We start from the raw sequence: 23,537 nt of genomic DNA on the forward strand, positions 1-23,537 counted from the left end.
GACGTCAGACGAGCTGGTTGTCGACGAGGTACGCGGCGAGCCGGACCCCGGCGTCGCCCGTGTCCTGCACCAGCACGCGGTTGTCGCGGGGCGGGCGGGCGGCGGCCTCGAGCACCTCGGTGCGGGCACCCAGGGCGCCGACGCGGGAGACGTCGACCTCCAGGTCCGCCAGGGTCAGGGTGGTGATCGGCTTCTTGCGGGCCGCCATGATGCCCTTGAAGTTGGGGTAGCGCGGCTCGTTGGCCTGGTCCGTCACGGAGACGAGCGCCGGCAGGGTGGCCTCGAGCACCTCGGACGCGTGGTCGAGGTTGCGACGGACCCGCACGGTGCCGCCCTCGACGGTGAGCTCGGCGGCGAGCGGGAGGGCGGGAAGGTCGAGCAGCTCGGCGAGCGCGGTCGGCAGGAGCGAGGTCAGCCCGTCCAGGCCGGCCATGCCGGTGATCACCAGGTCGACGTGCTCCTGGGCGTCCAGGTGCCGGATCGCAGCGGCGAGCACGCGGGCGGTGCCGATGACGTCGGACCCGGCGATCGCGTCGTCGACCACGTGGACCGCCTCGTCGGCACCCAGCTGCAGGCCGCGGCGGACCGCGTCGGCGGCGTCGTCGGGACCCACGGTCAGGGCGACGACCGATCCCTCGCTCGCCTCGACCAGCGCCAGCGCCGCCTCGACGGCGTTCTCGTCCAGCTCGTTGATCGTGCCGTCCCCGCCGTCGCGGACCACGCGACCGTCGGGGCCCAGGGCCCGCTCGGACTGGATGTCAGGGACATGCTTCACGCAGACGACGATCCTCACCCGCGGAACGTTACCGCCCGTCCCGGGCGCGGCCGACACCGGTCCAGGGGCGGAGACACCCGACACGTGTGGGGTTGTGTCCCGCACAATGTGCGGGTGACCCCGCCCTCCCCGCGCCGCCGAGCGCCCCGCCTCGGTGTGCACGTGACCGACACGGGCGTCGACGTCGCCGTCTACGCGGCCCACGCCACGAGTGTCGAGCTGTGCCTGTTCGACGGGCCGACGGAGCGACGCCTCCCCCTCGGCGAGCCGCTGCACGGCGTGTTCAGCGCCTCCGTCCCCGGCGTCCGCGCCGGCCAGCGATACGGCTTCCGCGCCCACGGCCCCTGGGAGCCGGCGGCCGGCCTGCGCTACAACCCGGCCAAGCTGCTCGTCGACCCGTACGCCCGCGGTCTCGACGGCGAGGTCGCGCACACGCCGCAGACCTACGGCCACGTGGTCGGCCCCGACCTCGCGGGCGACCCGTACGGTCCCGCGGACCCGCGCGACTCGGTCGGCCACGTGCCGTACTCGGTGGTCGTCGACACCCGGGAGCTGCCCGGCCCGGACCCCACCACCAACCGGCCGTGGACCCCGTGGTCGCACACGGTCGTCTACGAGGCCCACGTCCGGGGCCTGACCATGCTGGACGACCGGCTGCCCGAGGAGCTGCGCGGCACCTACGCGGGCCTGGCGCACCCCGCGGTCGTCGACCACCTGCTCGGCCTGGGCGTCACCGCGGTCGAGCTGCTCCCGGTGCACGCGTTCTCCTCCGAGCCGCACCTCGTCGAGAAGGGCCTGACCAACTACTGGGGCTACAGCACGCTGGGCTTCTTCGCCCCGCACGCGGCGTTCGCGACGGCCGCCGCGCAGGCTGCCGGCCCGGCCGCCGTGCTCGCCGAGCTGCGCGACGCCGTGCACGCCCTGCACGAGTCCGGCCTCGAGGTGCTGCTCGACGTCGTCTACAACCACACGTGCGAGGGCGGTCTGCCCGGCCAGCACCTGTCGTGGCGCGGGCTCGACAACGCGACCTACTACGCGCACGACGGCGGGGCGCCGGCCGCGCTCGCCGACGTCACCGGCACGGGGAACTCGCTCGACTTCCGGCGGGCCGAGGTGGTCCGCATGACGATGGACTCGCTGCGGTACTGGGCGGACGTGGTGGGCGTCGACGGGTTCCGGTTCGACCTGGCGGTGACGCTCGGCCGCGACCCGTCCGGCTTCTCGCCCGACCATGCCGCGCTGGTCGCGATGGCCACCGAGCCGTCGCTGCACGGCCTCAAGCTCGTCGCGGAGCCGTGGGACGTCGGCCCCGGCGGGTGGCGCACCGGGCAGTTCCCGGTCCCGTTCGCGGAGTGGAACGACCGGTTCCGCAACGCCGCCCGGTCCTTCTGGCTGGCCGACCCCGGCCGCGCCGCGCACGGTCTGCCAGGCCACCGCGTCCGCGACCTGGCCACCCGGCTGTCGGGCTCGGTGGACCTGTTCGGCCACAGCGACCCGCCGCTGGTGCGCGGGCCGGGCGCGTCCGTCAACTACGTCACCGCGCACGACGGCTTCACGCTCGCCGACCTGGTGGCCTACGACCACAAGCACAACGCGGCCAACGGCGAGCAGAACCGGGACGGCAGCGACGACAACCGGTCCTGGAACCACGGGATCGAGGGGCACGTGGGGCCGGACTCCCCCGCGGTCGACATCGTGCCCCTGCGCCGGCGCTCGATCCGCAACCTGTTCGCCACGCTCGTGCTGGCGGCCGGCACGCCCATGATCACGGCGGGCGACGAGATGGGGCGCACGCAGCAGGGCAACAACAACGCCTACTGCCAGGACAACGAGATGTCCTGGGTGCACTGGAACCTGACCCCGTGGCGCAAGGACATGCTGGCCACCGCGCGCTGGCTGCTCCTCCTGCGCCGCGAGCACCCCGCGCTGCGCACCGAGCAGTTCTACTCGGGCCGTCCCGCGGTGCCCGGCCAGCGCCCGGACCTCGCCTGGTTCGACTCGTTCGGTCTGCCGTTCGACCACGACCGCTGGCACGACCCGTCCGTCCGCACGCTCCAGATGGTGCGCACCGCGCCGCTGCCCGAGCGGGACACGGTGCTCCTGGTCATCAACGGTTCGCTCGACGCCGTGCACCTGATCCTGGCCGACGACCACGGCGGTCGGTGGCGCCTGGCGTGGGACTCCGTCTGGGAGAACCCCGCGGAGGAGCGCGCGGCGGCGATCGAGGGCAGCCTGCACGCCGAGCCCGGGGAGGCCACGGTCGTCGAGGCGCTGAGCCTGCGGGTGTACGTGCTCGTTCAGCCCTGACGGCCCGGGCGGACCATCGCGGTCTCGTCCGGCTCCGCGAACCCGTACTCCCGGTACAGGCCGTGGGCGTCGCCGGTGAACAGGGTCCAGCGGAAGTCGGCGCCCGGTCACTCGTCGATCATGGTGGCGACGATCCGGCGGCCGAGGCCCGCTCCCCGGTGGGCGGGGTCGACGATGACGTCCGCCAGGTAGGCGAAGGCGACGGCGTCGGACACCGCGCGGGCGAACCCGACGAGCTCCCCGGTCGACCCGACGTAGACGCCGACCACCCGCCACGCGCCGTCGATCTGGCGCTCCACGTCGGAGCGGCTGCGCCACCGCCCCCAGTAGGCCTCGGTCGACAGCAGCCGCCAGACCGCGTCCCGGTCGATGCGGTCGACGTCGTCGCTCAGCACATAGGTCACGAGACGGATCGTAGAGTTGCCCACCATGACGCACTCCGATGTCGTGGTCGTCGGCGCGGGCCTGGCCGGTCTCGTCGCCACCGCCGAGCTGGTCGCCGCCGGACGCCGGGTCACGCTCCTGGACGCGGAGCCTGCCGCGAGCCTGGGCGGGCAGGCGTTCTGGTCGTTCGGTGGCCTGTTCCTCGTCGACTCCCCCGAGCAGCGGCGCCTCGGCGTCAAGGACTCCGCGGAGCTGGCGCTCGCCGACTGGCTGGGGTCCGCCGACTTCGCGGACGACGGCTCCGACCGGTGGGGCCGCGCCTGGGCCGAGGGCTTCGTCGACTTCGCCGCGGGTGACCTGCGGTCGTGGCTGCACGCCAAGGGCGTCCGCTGGTTCCCGCTGGTGCAGTGGACCGAGCGGGGCGGGTACCTGGCCGACGGGCACGGGAACTCGGTGCCGCGGTTCCACATCACGTGGGGCACCGGGCCGGGCGTCCTCGAGCCGTTCGTCCGTGCCCTGCTCGACGCCCGCCGCGACGGCCTGGTGGACGTGCGGTTCCGGCACCGGGTGACCGACCTGGTGACCACGGACGGGCGGGTCACCGGCGTGCGGGGTGACGTGCTCGTCGCCGACCCGGTCGCGCGCGCCGTGCCCAGCTCCCGCGAGGTCGTCGCACCGTTCGAGATCTCCGCGGCCGCCGTCGTCGTCGCCACCGGCGGCATCGGCGCCAACCACGACCTGGTCCGCTCGACCTGGCCGGCCTCGGCGGGTCGCCTGCCCGCGCGGATGCTCGCCGGGGTGCCCGACCACGTGGACGGCTCCGGCATCGCCGCCGCGAGGGCGTCCGGCGCCGCCGTCGTGCACGAGGACCGCATGTGGCACTACCCCGAGGGCATCACCAACCACTCGCCGGTCTGGTCGCAGCACGGCATCCGGATCCTCGCCGGGCCGAGCAGCCTGTGGCTCGACGCCGACGGGCACCGCCTGCCCGCCCCGCTGTTCCCCGGCTTCGACTCGCTCGGCGCGCTGCGGCACGTCACCGAGCGCGGCGACGACCACTCCTGGTTCGTGCTGGACAAGACGATCCTGGGCCAGGAGTTCGCGCTGTCCGGCTCGGAGCAGAACCCGGACCTCACCGGCAAGGACGTGTCGCTGCTGCTGGAGCGCGTGAAGCCGGGTGCGGTCGGGCCGGTCGAGGCGTTCGCCGAGAAGTCCGACGAGTTCCTCTGGGCGGACACACCCGCGGAGCTGGCCGCCAAGATGAACGCGCTGTCGGGCACCGACCGGATCGACGCCGACGCGCTGGAGCGGACGATCGTGGCGCGCGACCGGCAGGTGGAGACCGGCCTCGGCAAGGACTCCCAGGTGGTGGCCACCGCGATGGCCCGGCGGTACGTCGTCGACAAGCTCATCCGCGTGGCCAAGCCGCACCGGCTGCTCGATCCCCAGCACGGGCCGCTGCTCGCCGTGCGGCTCTCGGTGCTCACCCGCAAGACCCTGGGCGGCCTGCACACCGACCTCGAGGGCCGCGTCCTGCGCCCCGACGGCGAGGTCCTGCCCGGTCTGTGGGCGGTGGGCGAGGCCGCGGGGTTCGGCGGCGGAGGCGTGCACGGACACCGCGCGCTCGAGGGGACGTTCCTCGGCGGCTGCCTGTTCACGGGTCGGACGGTGGGCCGCGCGCTGGGCGCCTGACCGGCGCTCCGGATGCCCGCTACCTGGACCAACGGATAGGTTCGGGAGCGTGACGATCAGCCCCGTGCCCCTGGGCACCTCTGTCGGCCGTATCCCCGTCGTCGATGTCTCCCCGGTCGCGGAAGCCGGACGGTTCCCGGCGAAGGCCGTCGTCGGTGAAGCCGTCCCCGTCCGGGCCACGGTGTTCCGCGAGGGGCACGACGCCGTGGCGGCCACCGCGGTGCTCACCGACCCGACCGGCGTGGACCGCGCGAGCGCCCGCATGGTCGACATCGCGCCCGGTCTGGACCGCTTCGAGGCCCGCCTCGTCCCGACGAGCACCGGGGACTGGACGTTCCGCGTCGAGGGCTGGTCGGACCCGTACGGCACCTGGGTGCACGACGCCACCATCAAGGTCGAGGCCGGCGTGGACGTCGAGCTCATGCTCGCCGAGGGCGCCCTGCTGCTCGAGCGCGCCGCGGCCCGCACCGGCAAGGACGCGATGCCCCGCACGGCCGCCCGCGTGCTCACCGACGCGGTCATCGGGCTGCGCGACATCCGCGACACCCCGCGCGACCGGCTCTCCGCCGGCCTGTCGGCGCAGGTGCACGCGGCGCTGGCCGCGCACCCGTTGCGGGAGTCCGTGACGCGGTCCGCCCAGTACCCCCTGGTGGTGGACCGTCCGCTCGCTCTCGCCGGGTCCTGGTACGAGCTCTTCCCCCGCTCGCAGGGCGCGAAGTACGACCCCGAGATCGGCAAGTGGCACTCCGGCACGCTGCGCACCGCCGCCCTCGACCTGCCCCGCATCGCCGGCATGGGCTTCGACGTCGTCTACCTGACCCCCGTGCACCCCATCGGTGAGAAGTACCGCAAGGGCCCCAACAACTCGCTGTTCGCCGACCTGGGCGACCCCGGCTCGCCGTACGCCATCGGCTCSCCCSCCGGCGGGCACGACGCCATCGAGCCGTCGCTGGGCACCTTCGACGACTTCGACGCCTTCGTCGCCGCCGCCCGGGGCCACGGGATGGAGGTGGCCCTGGACATCGCGCTGCAGTGCTCGCCCGACCACCCGTGGGTGACCTCGCACCCGGAGTGGTTCACCACGCGGGCCGACGGGACGATCGCGTACGCGGAGAACCCGCCGAAGAAGTACCAGGACATCTACCCGCTGAACTTCGACAACGACCCCGAGGGCATCTACACCGAGATCCGCCGGGTCCTGCAGGTGTGGATCGACCACGGGGTGACCCTGTTCCGCGTCGACAACCCGCACACCAAGCCGCTCGACTTCTGGGAGCGGATCCTGCGTTCCGTGCGGGCCGACCACCCCGACGTCATCTTCCTGTCCGAGGCGTTCACGCGGCCGGCGATGATGCAGACGCTGGCCAAGATCGGGTTCCACCAGTCGTACACGTACTTCACCTGGCGGAACACCAAGGACGAGATCGACGAGTACCTCGCGGAGGTCTCGGGCGAGCAGGGCGCGTGGATGCGGCCCAGCTTCTGGCCGACCACGCACGACATCCTGCCGCCGTACCTGCAGGCCACGGGTGTGCGCGGGTTCGCGGTCCGGGCCGTGCTCGCCGCGCTGGGCGCCCCGACGTGGGGCATCTACTCCGGCTACGAGCTGGTGGAGGACGTGCCGCGTCCCGGGGTCGACGAGCAGATCGACAACGAGAAGTACGAGTTCAAGCCGCGCGACTGGTCCAAGGCCGACGCCATCGGCATCAACCTGCTGCTGGGCCGCCTCAACGAGCTGCGGCACACGCACCCCGCCCTGCAGCAGCTGCGGAACCTGACGGTGCTCCCGACGTCCGACGACGCGCTCGTCGCGTTCGCCAAGCACCTGGACGCCGAGCACTCCCCGACCGGCCGGGCCGACACCATCGTCGTCATCGTCAACCTCGACCCCTGGAACGCGCGCGAGGGCTCCGTGCAGCTCGACCTGCACGCGTACGGCCTCGACCCGAACCGGCCGGTGGTCGCGCACGACGTCCTGTCGGACGAGACGTACGACTGGGGCCCGTCGGTGTTCGTCCGGCTCGACCCGATGATCCGGGCCGCCCACGTGGTGAACCTGGTGGCGCCGTGACCGAGACGCCCCCCACCGGCCGGCACGCCCGCGAGCCCGCGCCCACCACCGCGCAGATCGTGCTGCCCGGTCACCGGCTGCCCGCGATGCCGCACCCCGTCGAGTCCCCCGGCGGGCTCACGGAGGACCGCGAGTGGTACCGGACCGCGGTGTTCTACGAGGTCATGCTCCGCACGTTCTCCGACTCGTCCGGCCAGGGCAGCGGCGACCTGCGCGGCCTCATCGACCGGCTGGACTACCTGCAGTGGCTCGGCATCGACTGCCTGTGGCTGCCGCCGTTCTACCCGAGCCCCCTGCGCGACGGTGGCTACGACGTGGCCGACTACACCGCGATCGCCGGGCAGTACGGCACGATGGCCGACTTCACCGAGCTCATCGAGCAGGTGCACGCGCGCGGCATGCGGATCGTCGTCGACCTCGTGATGAACCACACCAGCGACCAGCACCCGTGGTTCCAGGCGTCCCGGTCCGACCCCGAGGGTCCCTACGGCGACTTCTACGTGTGGAGCGACGACAACACCAAGTACCCGGACGCCCGCATCATCTTCGTCGACACCGAGACGTCCAACTGGACCTTCGACCCCGTGCGGCGGCAGTTCTTCTGGCACCGGTTCTTCGGCCACCAGCCCGACCTGAACTTCGAGAACCCGCGCGTGGTCGAGGCGATGATGGACGTCGGGCGGTACTGGCTGGGCCTCGGCGTCGACGGGTTCCGCCTGGACGCGGTGCCGTACCTGTTCGAGGCCGAGGGCACCAACTGCGAGAACCTCCCCGAGACCCACGCGTTCCTGCGCAAGGTCCGCAGGATGATCGACGAGGAGTTCCCGGGCCGGATCATGCTGGCCGAGGCCAACCAGTGGCCCGAGGACGTCGTGCACTACTTCGGCACCGAGGAGGAGCCGGAGTGCCACATGTGCTTCCACTTCCCGGTGATGCCCCGGATCTACTACTCGATCCGCGACCAGCGGGCGACGCAGATCATCGACATCCTGGCCGACACCCCGCCCATCCCGAACAACGGCGCCCAGTGGAGCACCTTCCTGCGCAACCACGACGAGCTCACGCTCGAGATGGTCTCCACCGAGGAGCGCGCGTCGATGTACGGCTGGTTCGCGCCCGACTCGCGGATGCGCGCCAACGTCGGGATCCGCCGCCGGCTGGCCCCGCTGCTGGACAACTCCCGCAAGGAGATCGAGCTCGCGCACGCCCTGCTGCTCTCGCTGCCCGGCAGCCCCTGCCTGTACTACGGCGACGAGATCGGCATGGGCGACAACATCTGGCTGCCCGACCGCGACTCCGTCCGCACGCCGATGCAGTGGACGCCGGACCGCAACGCCGGGTTCTCCACCGCCGACCCGGGCAAGCTCTACCTCCCGCTGGTCCAGTCGCTGGTGCACCACTTCAGCCACACCAACGTCGAGGCCCAGCTGGCGCAGCCGACGTCCCTGCTGCACTGGGTGCACGGCATGCTCACCGTCCGGCGTCAGCACCCGGCGCTCGGGGCCGGCGACTTCGAGGTGCTGGCCTGCGACAACGACTCCGTGCTGGCGTTCTGCCGGCGGACCGCCGACGAGACGATCCTCGTCGTGGCCAACATGGCGTCGACCGCGCGCGCGGCCACGGTGACCCTGAAGGACCGCGCCGGCTGGTCGGTGCACGACGTGTTCGGCGGGGCACCGTTCGCCTCGATCCGGCCCGACGGCACCGCGTCGTTCACGCTCGGGTCGCGCGACTTCTACTGGCTGGAGCTGACCGCCCCGTGAGCCTGACCGCCCGGACCTCCCCCGACGACGCGCGCCTGCTGGACGTGCTGCGCGACTGGCTGCCCACGCGCCGCTGGTTCCCGGCCAAGGGGCAGGCGGCGGAGCTGTCGGCGGTGGCGTCCCTCCCGTTCGCCCCCGACGTGACCGTGCTGCTGGTCCGCGTCCGGGCGGGATCCATCGACGCGGTCCTGCAGGTGCCGCTGGTCCTCACCGACGAGCCGACCCCGGACGCGCTCGGCACGCTGGACGGCCGCAGCGTCCTCGACGGCGCCCACCACCCGGCGTTCCTGCGCGCGTGGCTCGCCGCCGCGGACGGCCCGGGGGCCGACGTCGACGTGTCCGCGGCCAGGGTCGTCTCCGGCGAGCAGTCCAACACCTCGGTGATCCTGCCGGGCGCCCGGCCGGGCATCCTCAAGGTGCTGCGCGCGGTCGCGCCGGGCGAGAACCCCGACGTCGACGTCCCGCGCCACCTGGTCGACGTCGGCTGGGAGCACGTCCCCGCGCCTCTGGCGTGGCTGCAGGCCGAGTGGCCCGGTCACGACGGCGAGCCGGTGACCGGCTACCTCGGCGTGCTCGCCGCGTTCGTCGACGCGGCCGAGGACGGCTTCGAGCTGGCCTGCGCCTATGCCGGCCGGAACGAGTCGTTCGCCGCGCTGGCCTCCGAGTTGGGCGCGATCACCGCCACCATGCACGACGCCCTCGTGACGGCCTACGGCGTCGAGGACACCGACCAGGGCCCCGAGGAGGTCGCCCGCGCGGTGGCCGCCCGGTACTCCTGGGCACTGTCCGCCGTGCCGGTGCTGGCACGCTTCGCCGACGGTGTCTCGGCCGTCGTCGCCGAGGTCCGCGCGCTCGCGTCGGCACCTCCGCGCCAGCGCGTCCACGGGGACCTGCACCTCGGGCAGGTGCTCCGGTCGCACGACGCGTGGTTCATCATGGACTTCGAGGGTGAGCCCCTCGCCCCCCTCGCCCAGCGCACGCGTCCCGACCTCGCCCTGCGGGACGTCGCCGGGCTGCTGCGCTCGATCGACTACGCCGCCGCCGTCGGCGGGCTCACGGGCGGCGACGCCGCGGGCTGGACGGCCGACTCCCGCGCCGGGCTGCTCCGCGGGTACGGCGGCGGGGACCAGACGCTCCTGCGCGCGCTGGAGCTGGACAAGACGCTCTACGAGGCCGTGTACGAGTCCCGCAACCGCCCGTCGTGGCTGCCCATCCCGATCGCCGGGCTGGAGCGGCTGGCAGGCTGATCAGCCCGCGGTGACCTCGAGCGGCAGCTCCAGCGGCATCCGGACGCCCACCTGCCGCGGTGCCAGCTCGCTCTGCAGCACCAGCGCAGCGGCTCCGACGGCCGCGGCCTCGGGGGCGTTCGAGGAGATCACCACCCGCACCGGGTGGCTGCCGCGGGCGAAGAACGACTGCCCCAGCCGACGCTCGATCTCGGGCAGGTACAGCGACCCGGCCAGCGCGAACGCGGGTCCGGTGAGGATGACGAGCTCGAGGTCGAGGACGTTGGCGAGCGTCTGCGCGGCGACCCCGAGGTAGCGCGCCGACCGCTGCAGGAGCTCCATGGGGAGGACCTCACCGCGGCTCGCGGCACGCGCGAGGGAGCCGAAGTTCTCAGCGACGTTCCGGCCGGCGAGCTCGAGGCCCGCGTCCCGGGCGGCGGCCACCACAGCGGCCGGGCCGGCCAGCGCCTCGACGCACCCGCGGTTGCCGCACCAGCACTCCGGGCCGTCGAGGTCGACGCAGATGTGCCCGATCTCCCCGGCGTTCGAGCTGGAGCCCCGGTACACCGTGCCGTCGACGAGGATCCCCGCGCCGATCCCGGTGCCCATGTAGAGCGCGGCGAACGCCGACCCGGTCGAGATGCCGCCCGACCAGTACTCGCCGATCGCCGCGGCGGTGGCGTCGTTGTCCAGCAAGACGGGCAGGCCGATGGCCTCCTCGAGCGCGGCGCCCAGGGGGAACTCGGTCCAGCGCTGCATCACCGGAGGGGTGAGGGTCATGCCGGTCGACGCGGAGATGGGTCCGGGCGAGACGACGCCGAGCCCCAGGATGCGTGCCGGGTCGACGCCGACGCGCGTGACGGTCGTGCGGATCTCCGCGGCGATGCGGGCGACCACCTCGCGCGGGTCGTCCGAGCCTGCGCCCGGCCGGCGCCAGCGGGCGACGATCGCGCCGCCGAGGTTGGCGATGACGTAGGTGATGCCGGCGTGGTCCAGGTGGACGCCGATGGCGTAGCGCGCCGACGGGTCCAGCTGCAGGAGCATGCGGGGCTTGCCACCGGTGGACTCGGCGCGGCCGACCTCGAGCACGAGGCCGTCGTCGATGAGCCGGCGGACGACGGTGGAGATGGTGGCCGCGGTCAGCCCGGTCGCGCGCGTCAGCTCGACGCGGCTGATCGTGCCGGCGGCCCGGATGAGGTCGAGGATCGCCGACCGACTGCTCGCGTGCGCGGCGCCGAGACCCGGCTGGGAGCCGCTCACCCGTCCTCCTCCGTGGGGTGTCCCCCTCGTCGCACACCATAACGATCCGGGAACGGACGGCCATGCCCACGACACGCCCGTTGACTTACTTTGTTCACTTGCCTAAGAATGCCACACGGAGCACAGCGGCTCGACCCCCGGGCCGCTCTGCCTCATCAGACCCCGGTCGGCACGCGGAGGTGCCGGCACGACGAGAGGATCAACGATGTTCCCTCAGAAGCGACGCACACGCCTCATGGCGATGGCGGCTGCCACCTCGATCCTCGCCCTCACGGCCGCCTGCTCCGGCGGCGGGAGCGGCGACGACGAGGGCAACGACGACGGCACCCCCTCGGGCGCGATCACCGTCCTCACGTGGCGTACCGACCTCGTGGAGGACGGCACCTTCGACACGTATGTCGAGGAGTTCAAGGCCGCGTACCCCGAGGTCACCGAGGTCAAGGTCGAGGGCCTCACCGACTACGAGGGGGAGGTCAAGACGCGCATGAACACGGAGAACTACGGCGACGTGCTCGCCATCCCCGGCTCGGTCACGCCCGACCAGCTCGGCGACTTCTTCGAGCCGCTGGGCGACCAGGAGGAGCTGGGCAAGGAGTACCGCTGGATCAACGACAAGTCCTTCGAGGGCAAGTCGTACGGCATCCCCGTGGTGGGCAACGTCCAGGGCTACGTCTACAACAAGCGCGTGTGGGAGGCGGCCGGGGTCACCGAGTTCCCCGACACCCCCGAGGCGTTCCTCGAGGCTCTCCAGGCCATCAAGGACAACGGCGTCGAGATCGCACCGCTCTACACCAACTACAAGGACGGCTGGCCGCTCTCGCAGTGGGACGGGTGGCTCGGCGCGGTCTCGGCCGACCCCGACTGGAAGAACAAGATCGTCGAGTCGGACACCCCGTGGACCGAGGACAGCGACTACGGCGTGGTCGACGGCCTGGTGTACGACGCCGTCGCCCAGGGCCTGACGGAGGCCGACCCGACGACGACCAACTGGGAGGAGTCGAAGCGACTGCTCGGCACCGGCGAGGTCGCGACGATGGTCCTCGGCTCGTGGGCCATCCCGCAGATGGCGGCCGCCGCGGAGGCTGCCGGCGCGAGCGGCGACGACATCGCCTACGCACCCACGCCGGTCCAGGTGGACGGCAAGTTCCACTCCGTCGCCGGCGGTGACTACAACCTCGGCATCAACGTGAACTCGAAGAACAAGGCGACCGCGCGCGCGTGGATCGACTGGTTCAACAAGGATTCCGGGTTCTCGGAGTCGCAGGCCGGCCTGTCCCCGATGATCGACGGAGCCGTCCCGGCGGCCCTCGAAGGCTTCGTCGAGGAGGTCGAGCTCATCACGCTGAACGCGGCGCCCGAGGGCAAGGAGTCCCTGTTCGCGGACATCGACACCGCGTCCGGCATCGTCACGACGGACCCGAAGTTCCGCCAGAAGAACATCGACGACGCCCGCTCCGGCGCCCGCACCAAGCAGCAGATCTTCGACGACCTCAACGCCCAGTGGGCCGAGGGTCGGGCGTCGGCAAGCTGAGGCTGCTCCCATGACGACCGCTCCTTCGGGTCTGTCCGACCCGACGACGGCGGCCGCGCAGAAGTCCGACGCGGCCCGCACCCCCCGGAAGCCCCGGGGCGGTGCGGGCCGCGGCACCGCGTGGTATCGCCGGCTGACGCCGTACTACTTCCTGCTGATCCCTGTCGGGCTCCTGCTTCTCCTGACGTTCGTCCCCGTCATCAACATGTTCTGGTACTCGGCCACGGACTGGGACGGACTCGACAAGACCAAGAACATCGTGGGCTTCGACAACTACGTCGAGGTGTTCACCGACCCGGACAACGTCCGCGTCTTCTACGTCTCGCTCTACTACTTCGTGGCCTCGTTCGTGCAGATGGCTCTCGCCCTGTACTTCGCGACGATCCTGTCGTTCAAGATCAGGTTCAAGAACCTGTGGAAGGGCATCCTGTTCTTCCCGTACCTGATCAACGGCGTCGCGATCGGCCTGATCTTCCTCAACTTCCTCAAGCCGGGTGGTGGACTCGACACGGTCCTCATGACGGCGGGGCTCGAGAGCCTGATCCAGCAGTGGACCGGCGACCCCGACGTCGCGAACTTCTCCCTCGCCGGGGTGTCCGTGTGGCGCTACATGGGTCTCAACTTCGTGATGTTCCTCGGCGCGATCCAGTCGATCAACTCCGAGATCTACGAGGCGTCGGACCTCGACGGCGCCAACCGCTGGCACCAGTTCCGGTACATCATCCTGCCGTCGATCCGCCCGATCATCGGCCTGTCGCTGATCCTCGCGATCTCGGGCTCGCTCTCGGTGTTCGAGGTCCCGTTCGTCATGACGGGTGGCGCCAACGGCACGGAGACGTTCGTCATCCGGACGGTCTGGATGGCGTTCAACCGCAACCTGGTCGGCCTGGCCTCGGCCATGGCCGTCGTGCTCCTGCTCATCGTGCTGATCGTGACCTGGATCCAGCGCAGAGTGATCCCCGACGAGGAGGTGGACCTCACATGATCCGCGCAGCCACCAGCACCGCGAAGTACGTGTCGCTCGTCCTCGCCTCGATCGCCATGCTGCTGCCCCTCGGCCTCATCCTGTTCGGGTCGTTCAAGACCGGTCAGGAGTTCCTCGCGACGGGACCGATGACCCCGCCGGCCAGCTGGGGCAACGTCGAGAACTACGTCACGGCGTTCACCCGCGGCAACATGCTCGCGGCCTTCGGCAACACCGTCTTCATCTTCGCCGCCGCGATCGTCGGCACGATCCTGATCGGTGCGGCCACCGCCTACGCGCTCGACCGGTTCCGCTTCGCCGGACGCTCCGCGGTGCTCGGGCTGTTCCTGCTCGCGACGCTCGTCCCGGGCGTCACGACGCAGGTGGCGACCTTCCAGATCATCAACGGGCTGGGTCTCTACGACTCCCGCTTCGCGCTGATCCTGCTGTTCATGGGCACCGACATCATCTCGATCTACATCTTCCTGCAGTTCATCCGGGCGATCCCGAAGTCGCTGGACGAGGCGGCGATGATCGAGGGCGCCGGGCACCTGCGGATCTTCTTCCAGATCATCCTGCCCAACCTGAAGCCGGCCATCGCGACGGTCGTCATCATCAAGGGCATCGGGATCTACAACGAGTTCTACCTGCCGTTCCTCTACCTGCCCTCGAAGGAGCTGCGGCCGATCTCCACCACGCTGTTCGACTTCAAGGGCCCGTACGGCTCGCAGTGGGAGGTCATCTCGGCGGGCGTGGTCATCACGATCATCCCGATCCTCGTGCTCTTCCTGTTCCTGCAGCGGTACATCTACAACGGGTTCACCTCGGGCGCGACGAAGTGACGGATGGGGCAGCCGGTCCGGCTGCCCCATCCCCGTCTCACACCCGCGTGGCCCGCACCAGAGCGACGTGCTCCGGCAGCTGCAGCGGCGCCTCGAGGCCCACGTCCGACAGCAGGCGGCCCGGCAGCCGCACGCCCTGCGCGGTCCACCACGCGGGCGCGTGGTCGACCGCGTCGCCCGGCGCCTGCGGGCGCACGTCGTAGAGGGCGTCGGGGTCGAGGCCGGGGAGCGTGACGCGCGCGAGGGCGGTGTTCGTCGACCGGCCGGTCATCGCGATCGCGAACAGCGCGTCCGCGCGGTCCTGCGCCACGACGCCGTGCACCGCGAGCCCCGGGTCGACGACGTCCGCGTGCACGGCCGTCCCGGTGTGCAGCAGCGGCCGGACCTCCTTGTAGAGCCCGATCCACGCGGCGAGGTCGGCCCGCTCCGCGTCGTCGGCCTCCTGCAGGTCCCACTCGATCCCCAGGTGCCCGAACAGCGCGGTCGCCGCCCGGAACGGCAGCTCGTGCCGGCGTCCGGTGCTGTGGGCGTGGCCGGACCCGATGTGCGCGCCGATGAGCTCGAGCGGGATCAGCAGGTTGGTCCAGCGCTGGATCTGCTGGCGCTCGAGGGCGTCGATGCAGTCGCTGGCCCACACCCGGTCGGTCCGCTGCAGGATCTCGAGGTCCACCCGCGCGCCGCCGGACGAGCAGGACTCGATCTCGACGCCGGGGTGCAGCGCCCGCAGCTCGTCGAGCAGCCGGTAGACCGCGAGCGTCTGGCCGTGGACGCCGGGGGCTCCCCGGTGGCCGGCGTCGACCAGGTCCCGGTTGTGGTCCCACTTCAGGTAGCCGATGGGGTACTCGGTGAGCAGGGCGTCCAGGCGCTCGAGGATGTACGCGTAGGCCTCGGGGACGGCCAGGTCGAGCACCTGCTGGTGCCTCGCCTCCCGGGGCAGCCGCGAGGGCACCTGCAGCATCCAGTCGGGGTGCGCGCGGGCGAGGTCGGAGTCGGCGTTCACCATCTCCGGCTCCACCCACAGGCCGAACTGCAGGCCGAGCCCGGTGACGTGCTGGACCAGGGGGTGCAGCCCGTCGGGCCACACGTCCGCGGACACGTACCAGTCCCCCAGAGCGCGGGTGTCGTCGCGACGGTCACCGAACCAGCCGTCGTCGAGCACGAACCGCTCGGCACCGACAGCGGCCGCGGCGTCCGCGAGCGCGGTCAGCCGGCCGAGGTCGTGCTGGAAGTAGACGGCCTCCCACGTGTTGAGCGTGACCGGCCGGGGCGTGGCCGGGTGCTGCGGGCGCGCCCGCATCCAGGCGTGGAACCGTTCGGCGAGCGCGTCGAGCCCGACCCCCCACGACCCGTACACCCACGGGCTGCTGTACGACTCCCCGCGGCCCAGCCGGATCTCGCCGGATCCGAGCAGCTCACCGCCGCCGAGCAGGCCCGAGTGGTAGTGGCTGCGCTCGGCCAACGACCGGTGGTTGCCGGACCACGCCGTGTGCAGGCCCCAGACCTCACCGGTGCGGTTCGCGAAGCCGGGGGTGCCGGCCACCAGCACGAACGCGGAGTCGTACCCGGTGCGCCCGCGGCGGTTCTCGCGCAGCCGGGTCCCGTGCGTGAAGGCGGTCCGCTGCGGGCTGCGCTCGCGTGCCCACCGCCCGGAGAAGTCGAGCAGCTCGGTCGCCACGGCGGGCACGGGGAGCGTCAGGAGGAGCCCGTCGAGCCCGTAGACGTCGTCCGCCTCGTTGGTCAGCACCGCCTGCTGCCGGGCCAGGCCCTGCGCGGTCAGCTCGAGCACGAGCGTGAGCGCCAGCCGGGCCGCGTCGTCGACCGCGTGCACGGTGAGTCGCTGCGTCCCGTCGTCCGTCGTCGCGACGTCGTGGGTGCGGACCGCGAACTGCGTCGAGAAGTCCTGCCCCGCCCGGCTCCCGACGAGGCCGGGCGTGCCGAGGAAGCCGGCCGACTCCTGCGGCAGCACCGCGATCTCCACCTCGCCGTCGACGGGGAAGCCGTGCGGAACCGGCCGCCAGGCGCTGCGCGCCGAGTCGAGGCCGGCCGCGTCGAGGTCGCCGAGGTCGCTCCCCCAGTGCAGGACGCGCGGCAGCGTGCCGCCGGTCAGGTCCACCACCACGCTCACGCCGGAGGCGCGCAGGTGGATCAGGTCGGCGGGCAAAGGGCGCGCGGTGTCGTCGGTCACGAGCGTGTCTCCAGGTCGGTGCGAGGGTCGGGCTCCACGCTACGTGCGCGCGTCATTGACTTACTTTATTCAGTTGTCTAAGAATGACTCCAGGGTACTTGCCAGACGATCGGCCCCTCCTGAGGGTGCCGACGACGTGCGTCGCGAGGATGCGGCGGACACGCGCCGGACCCCCGGACCCCAGGAGCTCGACCATGCACACCCAGGACCTGTACGACGGCTGGACGCTGACCGCCGTCGCCGGCCCCGTCCCGGCGGAGCTCGTCGGACGCCGCGTGCGCGCGCGCGTCCCCGGCACCAGCCACACGGCGCTGCTCGAGGCGGGGCTCATCCCCGACCCGTACCTGGACCGCCACGAGGAGGACCTCGCCTGGATGCGCCGCACGGACTGGGCGTACGAGCGCGACCTCGATCTCGCCCCCGCGGCCGCCGACGAGCGCGTCGACCTGGTGTTCGACGGCATCGACACGGTCGCCGCGCTGACGTTCGACGACCACGAGCTCGGTCGCACGGCCAACCAGCACCGCTCCTACCGGTTCGACCTGCGCGGCCTCCTGCGGCCCACCGCGCAGCGCCTGCGCGTGCTGCTCGGCTCCGCCCTCGTGCACGCGGAGGCCGAGGCCGCGCGGCTCGGCCCGCGCCCGCTGGCGTACGAGCAGCCGTTCAACATGGTCCGCAAGATGGCGTGCTCGTTCGGCTGGGACTGGGGACCGGACCTGCAGACCGCCGGGCTGTGGCGACCCGTCCGCGTCGAGCGCTGGACGGTGGCACGCCTGGCCGCAGTCCGCCCGCTCGTCACGGTGGACGCGACGGGCACGGGCCACGTCGAGGTGCACGTCGACGTGGAGCGCTCCGGCCTGCCCGGAGGCGACGGACCGCTCACCGTTCGCGCTCACGTCTCCGGCGCGGACGTGACCGTCACCGTGCCGGGCGACCAGACCACCGCCGTCGTGAGCCTCGAGGTGCCGCACGCGCCCCTGTGGTGGCCCGTCGGTCACGGTGCCCAGCCGCTGGCGGAGCTCGTCGTCGCGCTGGCGAAGCCCGACGCCGAGGAGCCGCTGGACACGTGGAGCCGGCGCATCGGGTTCCGCACGGTCGAGCTGGACACCAGCGCCGACGAGGACGGCACCGCCTTCACGTTCCGGATCAACGGCCGCCCGATCTTCGTCAAGGGCGCCAACTGGATCCCGGACGACCACCTGCTCACCCGGATCACGCGCGAACGCCTCGCCCACCGGCTCGACCAGGCCGTCGACGCCAACCTCAACCTCGTGCGCATCTGGGGCGGCGGGATCTACGAGTCGGAGGACTTCTACGAGCTCTGCGACGAGCGCGGGCTGCTCGTCTGGCAGGACTTCCTGCTCGCCTGCGCGGCCTACCCGGAGGAGCAGCCGCTCTGGGACGAGCTCGAGGCCGAGGCGCGCGAGCACGTCGCCCGCCTCACCCCGCACCCGTCCCTGGTGCTCTGGAACGGGGGCAACGAGAACCTGTGGGGCTTCCTGGACTGGGGCTGGCAGGAGGAGCTGCAGGGCCGCACCTGGGGCTTCCGGTACGCCACCGAGCTGCTCAAGGGCGTCGTCGCCGAGCTCGACCCGACGCGGCCCTACGCGGACGGCAGCCCCTACTCCCCCGGCTCGGCCCTGACCGAGGTGCACCCCAACGACCCCGACCACGGCACCCACCACCAGTGGGAGGTGTGGAACCGCGTCGACTACCGCGTCTACGGCGACGAGGTCCCGCGCTTCTGCTCGGAGTTCGGGTTCCAGGGACCGCCCACCTGGGCCACCCTCACCCGCGCGGTGCATGCGGTCGACGGCGGCCCGCTCACCAAGGACGACCCCGCGTTCCTCCTGCACCAGAAGGCCGAGGACGGCAACGGCAAGCTCGACCGCGGCATGGAGCCGCACCTGGGCGTGCCCGACGACTTCGCCGACTGGCACTGGGCCGCCCAGCTCAACCAGGCGCGTGCCGTGCAGTTCGCCGTCGAGCACTACCGCTCCTGGTGGCCCCGCACGGCGGGCGCGATCGTCTGGCAGCTCAACGACTGCTGGCCGGTGACCTCGTGGTCGGCGATCGACGGCGACGAGCGCCGCAAGCCCCTCTGGTACGCCCTGCGCACGGCGTACGCCACCCGCCTGCTCACCGTGCAGCCCCGCGACGGTCGCGAGGTCCTCGCGGTGGTCAACGAGACCCCCGTCATCTGGCAGGGCACCGTCCGGCTCTCCCGCCAGCGGCTCGACGGCACGGTGCTCGCGGAGGAGGACCTCACGCTGGCCGTCGGGGCGTGGTCCGTCGGGCACTTCGCCCTGCCGACCACGGTCGCGACGCCCGACGACCCGGCGCAGGAGGTGCTCGTCGTGCGGCTCGGCACGCTGCAGACGGTCCACACGTGGGTCGAGGACGTCGACCTGGACCTGGACCCGGCCCCGCTGCGCGCGTCGGTGACGCCGGTGCAGGACGGCTACCGCGTGGACGTCACGGCGACCTCGTTCGCCCGGGACGTCACGCTGCTCGTCGATCGCGTCGACCCCGACGCGATCGTCGACACCGCCCTCGTCGACATCCCCGCCGGGACCACCGCGTCGTTCCACGTCCGCACCCGCGGCGCGTTCGACTCGGCCGACCTCACCCGGGCACCGGTGCTCCGGTCGGCGAACGACGTGGTGGTGCCCCGGCTCGGTGCACGTGACCTCACCCAGTCGCCGGCCTGACCGGACGCCCACCGCAGGTACGCTCGCGACCATGGCGAATGGTCTCGACGCGGTGGGCCTGGTCCTGGCTCGACCCGCCCGGATGCTCGGCTTCGAGCCCTTCTTCATGGAGCTCATCGGTGGCATCGAGGAGTCCCTCGCGGTCGAGGGCCGGTCGCTGCTCCTGCACGTCGTGCCCGACCACGACGCCGAGATCCGCACCTACCGACGCTGGGGCGAGGGCAAGCTGGTCGACGGCGTCGTCGTGGTCAACGTGGCGCTCGAGGACGCCCGGCTCGACGTCCTGCAGGAGCTCGGCATCCCCACCGTCGTCGTCGGCGGACCGCGTCCCGACCTGCCGTTCGCCAACGTGTGGATCGACAACGCCCAGGCGATGCGGACCGCGGTCACCCACCTCGTCGGTCTCGGCCACCGGCGCCTGGCCCGGGTCAGCGGCCCGCGCCACCTCGCCCACACCCAGGCCCGCACCGACGCGTTCATGGGCGAGTGCGCCCGCCTCGGGGCGCACGGCGTGGTCGTCGAGGGCGACTACGGCGAGGAGTCCGGCACCCGGGCCACCCGCGTCCTGCTCGGCCGCGGCACCCCGCCGTCCGCGATCATCTACGACAACGACGTCATGGCCGTCGCGGGCCTCGGCGTCGCGCACGAGATGGACATCGCCGTGCCCGAACGGCTCTCCCTGCTCGCCTGGGACGACTCGGCCCTCTGCCGGCTCTCCCACCCCGCCCTGTCGGCCATGAGCCTCGACGTGCACGCGATGGGCGTCCAGGTGGCCGACTGCGTCCTCAACCTGCTCGCCTCCGGCACCGTCCGCTCGTACACGGCCCCACTTCCGCGGCTCGTGGCACGCGGCACGACGACCACAGCGCCTCGCGACGACGCCTGAGACGCAGGTCACCCGGAGGACCGTCCTGCGCTCGCACCCCGCGGGTGGTTGGGTAGGGGCATGAGCCCGGCCGCACCGTCCCCGGTCCCCGTCGACGTCGACACCCTTCGTACCGTCGCCCATGGGGCCTACTACTCACCGCACGACGTCCTCGGCCCGCACGTCGGCGGGGGCGGCGTCACCATCCGCACCCTGCGCCCGCTGGCCGAGTCGGTCGTCGTCACGACGTCGACGTCACGCGTCGCCGCTCGGCACGAGCAGGACGGCATCTGGGTGGCGGTGCTCCCCGGCGCGGACGTCCCGGACTACCGGCTCGAGGTCACCTACGACGGGCACGCCTCCGTCGTCGACGACCCCTACCGCTTCCTGCCGACGGTGCAGGAGCTGGACCGTCACCTGGTGCGCGAGGGCCGGCACGAGCAGCTGTGGACCGTCCTCGGGGCCAACACGCGCAGCTACCCGGGCGAGCTCGGGGACGTGACGGGCACGTCCTTCGCCGTCTGGGCCCCGAACGCCCGCGCCGTCCGCGTGGTCGGTGACTTCAACTACTGGCAGGGCGCGTCGCACGCCATGCGCTCGCTCGGCGACAGCGGCGTCTGGGAGGTCTTCGCCCCCGGGGTCGGCGCCGGTGCGCGGTACAAGTTCGAGGTCCTCGGCAACGACGGGTCCTGGCGCCAGAAGGCCGACCCGCTGGCGCAGGGCACGGAGATCCCGCCCGCGACCGCCTCGGTCGTCATCGAGTCCCACTACGAGTGGTCCGACTCCGAGTGGCTGACCGCCCGCAGCTCCCGCGACCCGCACACCGCGCCCATGAGCGTCTACGAGGTCCACCTCGGCTCGTGGCGCGTCGGGCTGTCGTACCGCGACCTGGCCGTGCAGCTGACCGAGCACGTCGTCTCCCTCGGCTTCACGCACGTGGAGCTCCTGCCCGTCGCCGAGCACCCCTTCGGTGGCTCCTGGGGCTACCAGGTCTCGTCGTACTTCGCGCCGACCTCCCGGTTCGGCCACCCCGACGACTTCCGCTACCTCGTCGACACCCTGCACCGCGCGGGGGTCGGGGTCATCGTCGACTGGGTCCCCGCGCACTTCCCCAAGGACGAGTGGTCGCTCGCGCAGTTCGACGGCACCCCGCTGTACGAGCACCCGGACCCGCTGCTGGGCGAGCACCCCGACTGGGGCACGTACGTCTTCAACTTCGGCCGTTCCGAGGTGCGCAACTTCCTCGTCGCCAACGCCACCTACTGGCTCGAGGAGTTCCACGTCGACGGCCTGCGGGTCGACGCCGTCGCCTCGATGCTCTACCTCGACTACTCCCGCAAGCCCGGGCAGTGGCGGCCCAACCAGTACGGCGGCCGCGAGAACCTCGACGCCATCTCGTTCCTCCAGGAGGCCAACGCCACCGCCTACCGGCGCACCCCGGGGATCATGATGATCGCCGAGGAGTCGACCGCGTGGCCCGGCGTCACCGCACCCACCGACGGCAACGGCCTCGGGTTCGGCCTGAAGTGGAACATGGGCTGGATGAACGACACCCTCCGCTACCTGGCCGAGGAACCCGTCCACCGGCGCTACCACCACAACGAGATCACCTTCTCGATGGTCTACGCCTACTCCGAGCGCTTCGTGCTCCCCATCAGCCACGACGAGGTCGTGCACGGCAAGGGCTCCCTGTACGAGCGGATGCCCGGCGACCACTGGCAGAAGCTCGCCGGCGTCCGCCTGCTGCTCGGCTATCAGTGGACCCACCCCGGCAAGCAGCTGCTCTTCATGGGCTCCGAGTTCGCACAGCAGACCGAGTGGGCCGAGTCGCGCTCCCTCGACTGGCACGCGCTCGACGACCCCGCCCACCAGGGCGTCCTGCGCTCCGTCGCCGACCTCAACCGGGTCTACAAGGAGACGCCGGCGCTCTGGCAGCTCGACCACACGCCCGACGGCTTCGAGTGGATCGACTCCGACGACGCGTTCCGCAACACCCTCGCCTACCTGCGCAAGGGGTACGACTCCCCGCCGGTCGCCGTGGTGATCAACTTCGCCGGCATCCCGCACGAGGGGTACCGCCTGGCACTGCCCCGCGGTGGCCGGTGGCGCGAGATCTTCAACTCCGACTCCGAGGCCTACGGCGGATCCGGTGTCGGCAACCTGGGCGAGATCGAGGCCCTGCCCGAGCCGCACTACGGTCGGCCCTACTCCGCCTCGATCCGCGTCCCCCCGCTGGGCGTCGTCGTCTTCGAGGCCGGCTGACCTCGACCCTGCCTCGAGAACACAGGAGCCCGCACCAGTCGGTGCGGGCTCCTTCTCGTCTACGGTCGGGCTCATGTCGCGAGTACTGGTGACGGGCATGTCCGGCGCGGGGAAGTCCACCCTGCTCGCGGCACTGGGCACGCGGGGACACCGGACCGTGGACACCGACCACGACGGTTGGCAGCTGCCCGACGGCACGTGGGACGAACCGCGGATGGCGCAGCTGCTCGCCGCACACCGCGACGTCGTGATCTCCGGCACCGTCGAGAACCAGGGCCGCTTCTACGACCGCTTCGAGCACGTCGTCCTGCTCACTGCACCGCTCGACGTCCTGCTCGCCCGCGTCGCCACGCGGACGACCAACCCCTACGGAAGAAATGCAGCCGAACGCGCGCAGATCACTGAATACGTCACCACCGTCGAACCATTGTTGCGGCGCGGAGCCACGCTGGTCCTCGACGGCCGGCTGTCGGTCGAGGCGCTCGCCGACACAGTCGAGGCACTCCTCTGACCTGCATCGACGCACTCCGGGGACAGCCCGAGACCCCGCACCCAACTGTCCGGGAAACAGAAAGAGCCACCCCCGAAGGGATGGCTCTTTCTGAATGATGTCCGGCGGCGTCCTACTCTCCCACACCCTGGCGAGTGCAGTACCATCGGCGCTGAAGGGCTTAGCTTCCGGGTTCGGAATGGGACCGG

16 protein-coding genes and 1 rRNA gene are annotated in these 23,537 nt (G+C 71.9%); 12 read left to right on the forward strand and 5 right to left on the reverse strand.

Annotation, left to right across the window (positions count from 1 at the left end; all coding sequences use genetic code 11):
• Window positions 1-4 precede the first annotated feature (4 nt).
• Window positions 5-793, reverse strand: coding sequence for an electron transfer flavoprotein subunit beta/FixA family protein (locus ASD18_RS20465; RefSeq protein WP_056097006.1), 789 nt, complete (start codon window positions 791-793; stop codon window positions 5-7).
• 96 nt (window positions 794-889) lie between these two features.
• Here ASD18_RS20465 and glgX point away from each other — a divergent pair, with 96 nt between their 5' ends.
• On the forward strand, window positions 890-3,082 hold the full coding sequence (gene glgX, locus ASD18_RS20470; protein ID WP_056097010.1) for a glycogen debranching protein GlgX: 2,193 nt from the start codon (window positions 890-892) through the stop codon (window positions 3,080-3,082).
• 107 nt (window positions 3,083-3,189) lie between these two features.
• Here the strand turns inward: glgX and ASD18_RS20475 are convergent, their stop codons facing one another.
• On the reverse strand, window positions 3,190-3,486 hold the full coding sequence (locus ASD18_RS20475; RefSeq protein WP_235522496.1) for a GNAT family N-acetyltransferase: 297 nt from the start codon (window positions 3,484-3,486) through the stop codon (window positions 3,190-3,192).
• Between the two features lie 25 nt (window positions 3,487-3,511).
• Here ASD18_RS20475 and ASD18_RS20480 point away from each other — a divergent pair, with 25 nt between their 5' ends.
• From ASD18_RS20480 to ASD18_RS20495, 4 genes are all read left to right on the forward strand, one after another.
• The gene (locus ASD18_RS20480) at window positions 3,512-5,158 is read left to right on the forward strand and encodes an FAD-binding dehydrogenase (RefSeq protein ID WP_056097013.1); all 1,647 of its coding nucleotides are present in this window, start codon (window positions 3,512-3,514) and stop codon (window positions 5,156-5,158) included.
• Window positions 5,159-5,213: 55 nt separating this feature from the next.
• Entirely contained in the window at window positions 5,214-7,229 is a 2,016-nt protein-coding gene (locus tag ASD18_RS20485) for an alpha-1,4-glucan--maltose-1-phosphate maltosyltransferase (protein WP_056097097.1), read from the forward strand.
• An 86-nt stretch (window positions 7,230-7,315) separates the two neighbouring features.
• Window positions 7,316-8,992, forward strand: a complete 1,677-nt coding sequence (gene treS / locus ASD18_RS20490) for a maltose alpha-D-glucosyltransferase (RefSeq protein ID WP_082574355.1) — start codon at window positions 7,316-7,318, stop codon at window positions 8,990-8,992.
• Window positions 8,989-10,239 carry a phosphotransferase gene (locus ASD18_RS20495; RefSeq protein ID WP_056097016.1) on the forward strand — a complete coding sequence of 417 codons (1,251 nt, stop codon included), beginning with the start codon at window positions 8,989-8,991 and terminating at the stop codon, window positions 10,237-10,239. The genes treS and ASD18_RS20495 overlap by 4 nt, the downstream gene beginning before the upstream one ends.
• Here ASD18_RS20495 and ASD18_RS20500 read toward each other — a convergent pair whose 3' ends face one another.
• Window positions 10,240-11,478, reverse strand: a complete 1,239-nt coding sequence (locus ASD18_RS20500) for an ROK family transcriptional regulator (protein WP_056097019.1) — start codon at window positions 11,476-11,478, stop codon at window positions 10,240-10,242. It abuts the gene before it with no gap.
• Window positions 11,479-11,683: 205 nt separating this feature from the next.
• Here ASD18_RS20500 and ASD18_RS20505 point away from each other — a divergent pair, with 205 nt between their 5' ends.
• From ASD18_RS20505 to ASD18_RS20515, 3 genes are read left to right on the forward strand one after another with little or no spacing between them, the layout of a single operon-like run.
• Entirely contained in the window at window positions 11,684-13,009 is a 1,326-nt protein-coding gene (locus ASD18_RS20505; RefSeq protein ID WP_056097022.1) for an ABC transporter substrate-binding protein, read from the forward strand.
• A 10-nt stretch (window positions 13,010-13,019) separates the two neighbouring features.
• Window positions 13,020-13,994 carry a carbohydrate ABC transporter permease gene (locus ASD18_RS20510; RefSeq protein ID WP_056097025.1) on the forward strand — a complete coding sequence of 325 codons (975 nt, stop codon included), beginning with the start codon at window positions 13,020-13,022 and terminating at the stop codon, window positions 13,992-13,994.
• Window positions 13,991-14,815, forward strand: coding sequence for a carbohydrate ABC transporter permease (locus tag ASD18_RS20515; RefSeq protein WP_056097027.1), 825 nt, complete (start codon window positions 13,991-13,993; stop codon window positions 14,813-14,815). The genes ASD18_RS20510 and ASD18_RS20515 overlap by 4 nt, the downstream gene beginning before the upstream one ends.
• Before the next feature lie 37 nt (window positions 14,816-14,852).
• Here the strand turns inward: ASD18_RS20515 and ASD18_RS20520 are convergent, their stop codons facing one another.
• Window positions 14,853-17,000: an alpha-galactosidase gene (locus ASD18_RS20520; protein ID WP_056097031.1), complete on the reverse strand. Its 2,148-nt coding sequence runs from the start codon at window positions 16,998-17,000 to the stop codon at window positions 14,853-14,855.
• 194 nt (window positions 17,001-17,194) lie between these two features.
• Here ASD18_RS20520 and ASD18_RS20525 point away from each other — a divergent pair, with 194 nt between their 5' ends.
• The 4 genes from ASD18_RS20525 to ASD18_RS20540 all read left to right on the forward strand — a co-directional run bounded on the left by ASD18_RS20525 (window position 17,195) and on the right by ASD18_RS20540 (window position 23,349).
• The gene (locus tag ASD18_RS20525) at window positions 17,195-19,711 is read left to right on the forward strand and encodes a glycoside hydrolase family 2 protein (protein WP_056097033.1); all 2,517 of its coding nucleotides are present in this window, start codon (window positions 17,195-17,197) and stop codon (window positions 19,709-19,711) included.
• A 31-nt stretch (window positions 19,712-19,742) separates the two neighbouring features.
• Window positions 19,743-20,597, forward strand: a complete 855-nt coding sequence (locus tag ASD18_RS20530; RefSeq protein WP_056097036.1) for a LacI family DNA-binding transcriptional regulator — start codon at window positions 19,743-19,745, stop codon at window positions 20,595-20,597.
• A 60-nt stretch (window positions 20,598-20,657) separates the two neighbouring features.
• Window positions 20,658-22,838, forward strand: coding sequence for a 1,4-alpha-glucan branching protein GlgB (glgB, locus tag ASD18_RS20535; protein ID WP_056097039.1), 2,181 nt, complete (start codon window positions 20,658-20,660; stop codon window positions 22,836-22,838).
• 73 nt (window positions 22,839-22,911) lie between these two features.
• Window positions 22,912-23,349 carry an AAA family ATPase gene (locus ASD18_RS20540; RefSeq protein WP_056097043.1) on the forward strand — a complete coding sequence of 146 codons (438 nt, stop codon included), beginning with the start codon at window positions 22,912-22,914 and terminating at the stop codon, window positions 23,347-23,349.
• 99 nt (window positions 23,350-23,448) lie between these two features.
• Here the strand turns inward: ASD18_RS20540 and rrf are convergent.
• Window positions 23,449-23,537: ribosomal RNA gene (gene rrf, locus ASD18_RS20545) — 5S ribosomal RNA — on the reverse strand; the annotation flags it as partial.

Source organism: Cellulomonas sp. Root137 (assembly GCF_001426725.1).
Classification (GTDB): Bacteria; Actinomycetota; Actinomycetes; order Actinomycetales; family Cellulomonadaceae; genus Cellulomonas.

Bases quoted from the DNA above. Each gene is read 5' to 3' on its own strand.
- ASD18_RS20515 (WP_056097027.1), top strand. From the start codon at position 13,991: ATGATCCGCGCAGCCACCAGCACCGCGAAGTACGTGTCGCTCGTCCTC.
- ASD18_RS20505 (WP_056097022.1), top strand. From the start codon at position 11,684: ATGTTCCCTCAGAAGCGACGCACACGCCTCATGGCGATGGCGGCTGCC.
- ASD18_RS20510 (WP_056097025.1), top strand. From the start codon at position 13,020: ATGACGACCGCTCCTTCGGGTCTGTCCGACCCGACGACGGCGGCCGCG.
- ASD18_RS20530 (WP_056097036.1), top strand. From the start codon at position 19,743: ATGGCGAATGGTCTCGACGCGGTGGGCCTGGTCCTGGCTCGACCCGCC.
- ASD18_RS20480 (WP_056097013.1), top strand. From the start codon at position 3,512: ATGACGCACTCCGATGTCGTGGTCGTCGGCGCGGGCCTGGCCGGTCTC.
- treS (WP_082574355.1), top strand. From the start codon at position 7,316: ATGCCGCACCCCGTCGAGTCCCCCGGCGGGCTCACGGAGGACCGCGAG.
- ASD18_RS20540 (WP_056097043.1), top strand. From the start codon at position 22,912: ATGTCGCGAGTACTGGTGACGGGCATGTCCGGCGCGGGGAAGTCCACC.
- ASD18_RS20525 (WP_056097033.1), top strand. From the start codon at position 17,195: ATGCACACCCAGGACCTGTACGACGGCTGGACGCTGACCGCCGTCGCC.
- glgB (WP_056097039.1), top strand. From the start codon at position 20,658: ATGAGCCCGGCCGCACCGTCCCCGGTCCCCGTCGACGTCGACACCCTT.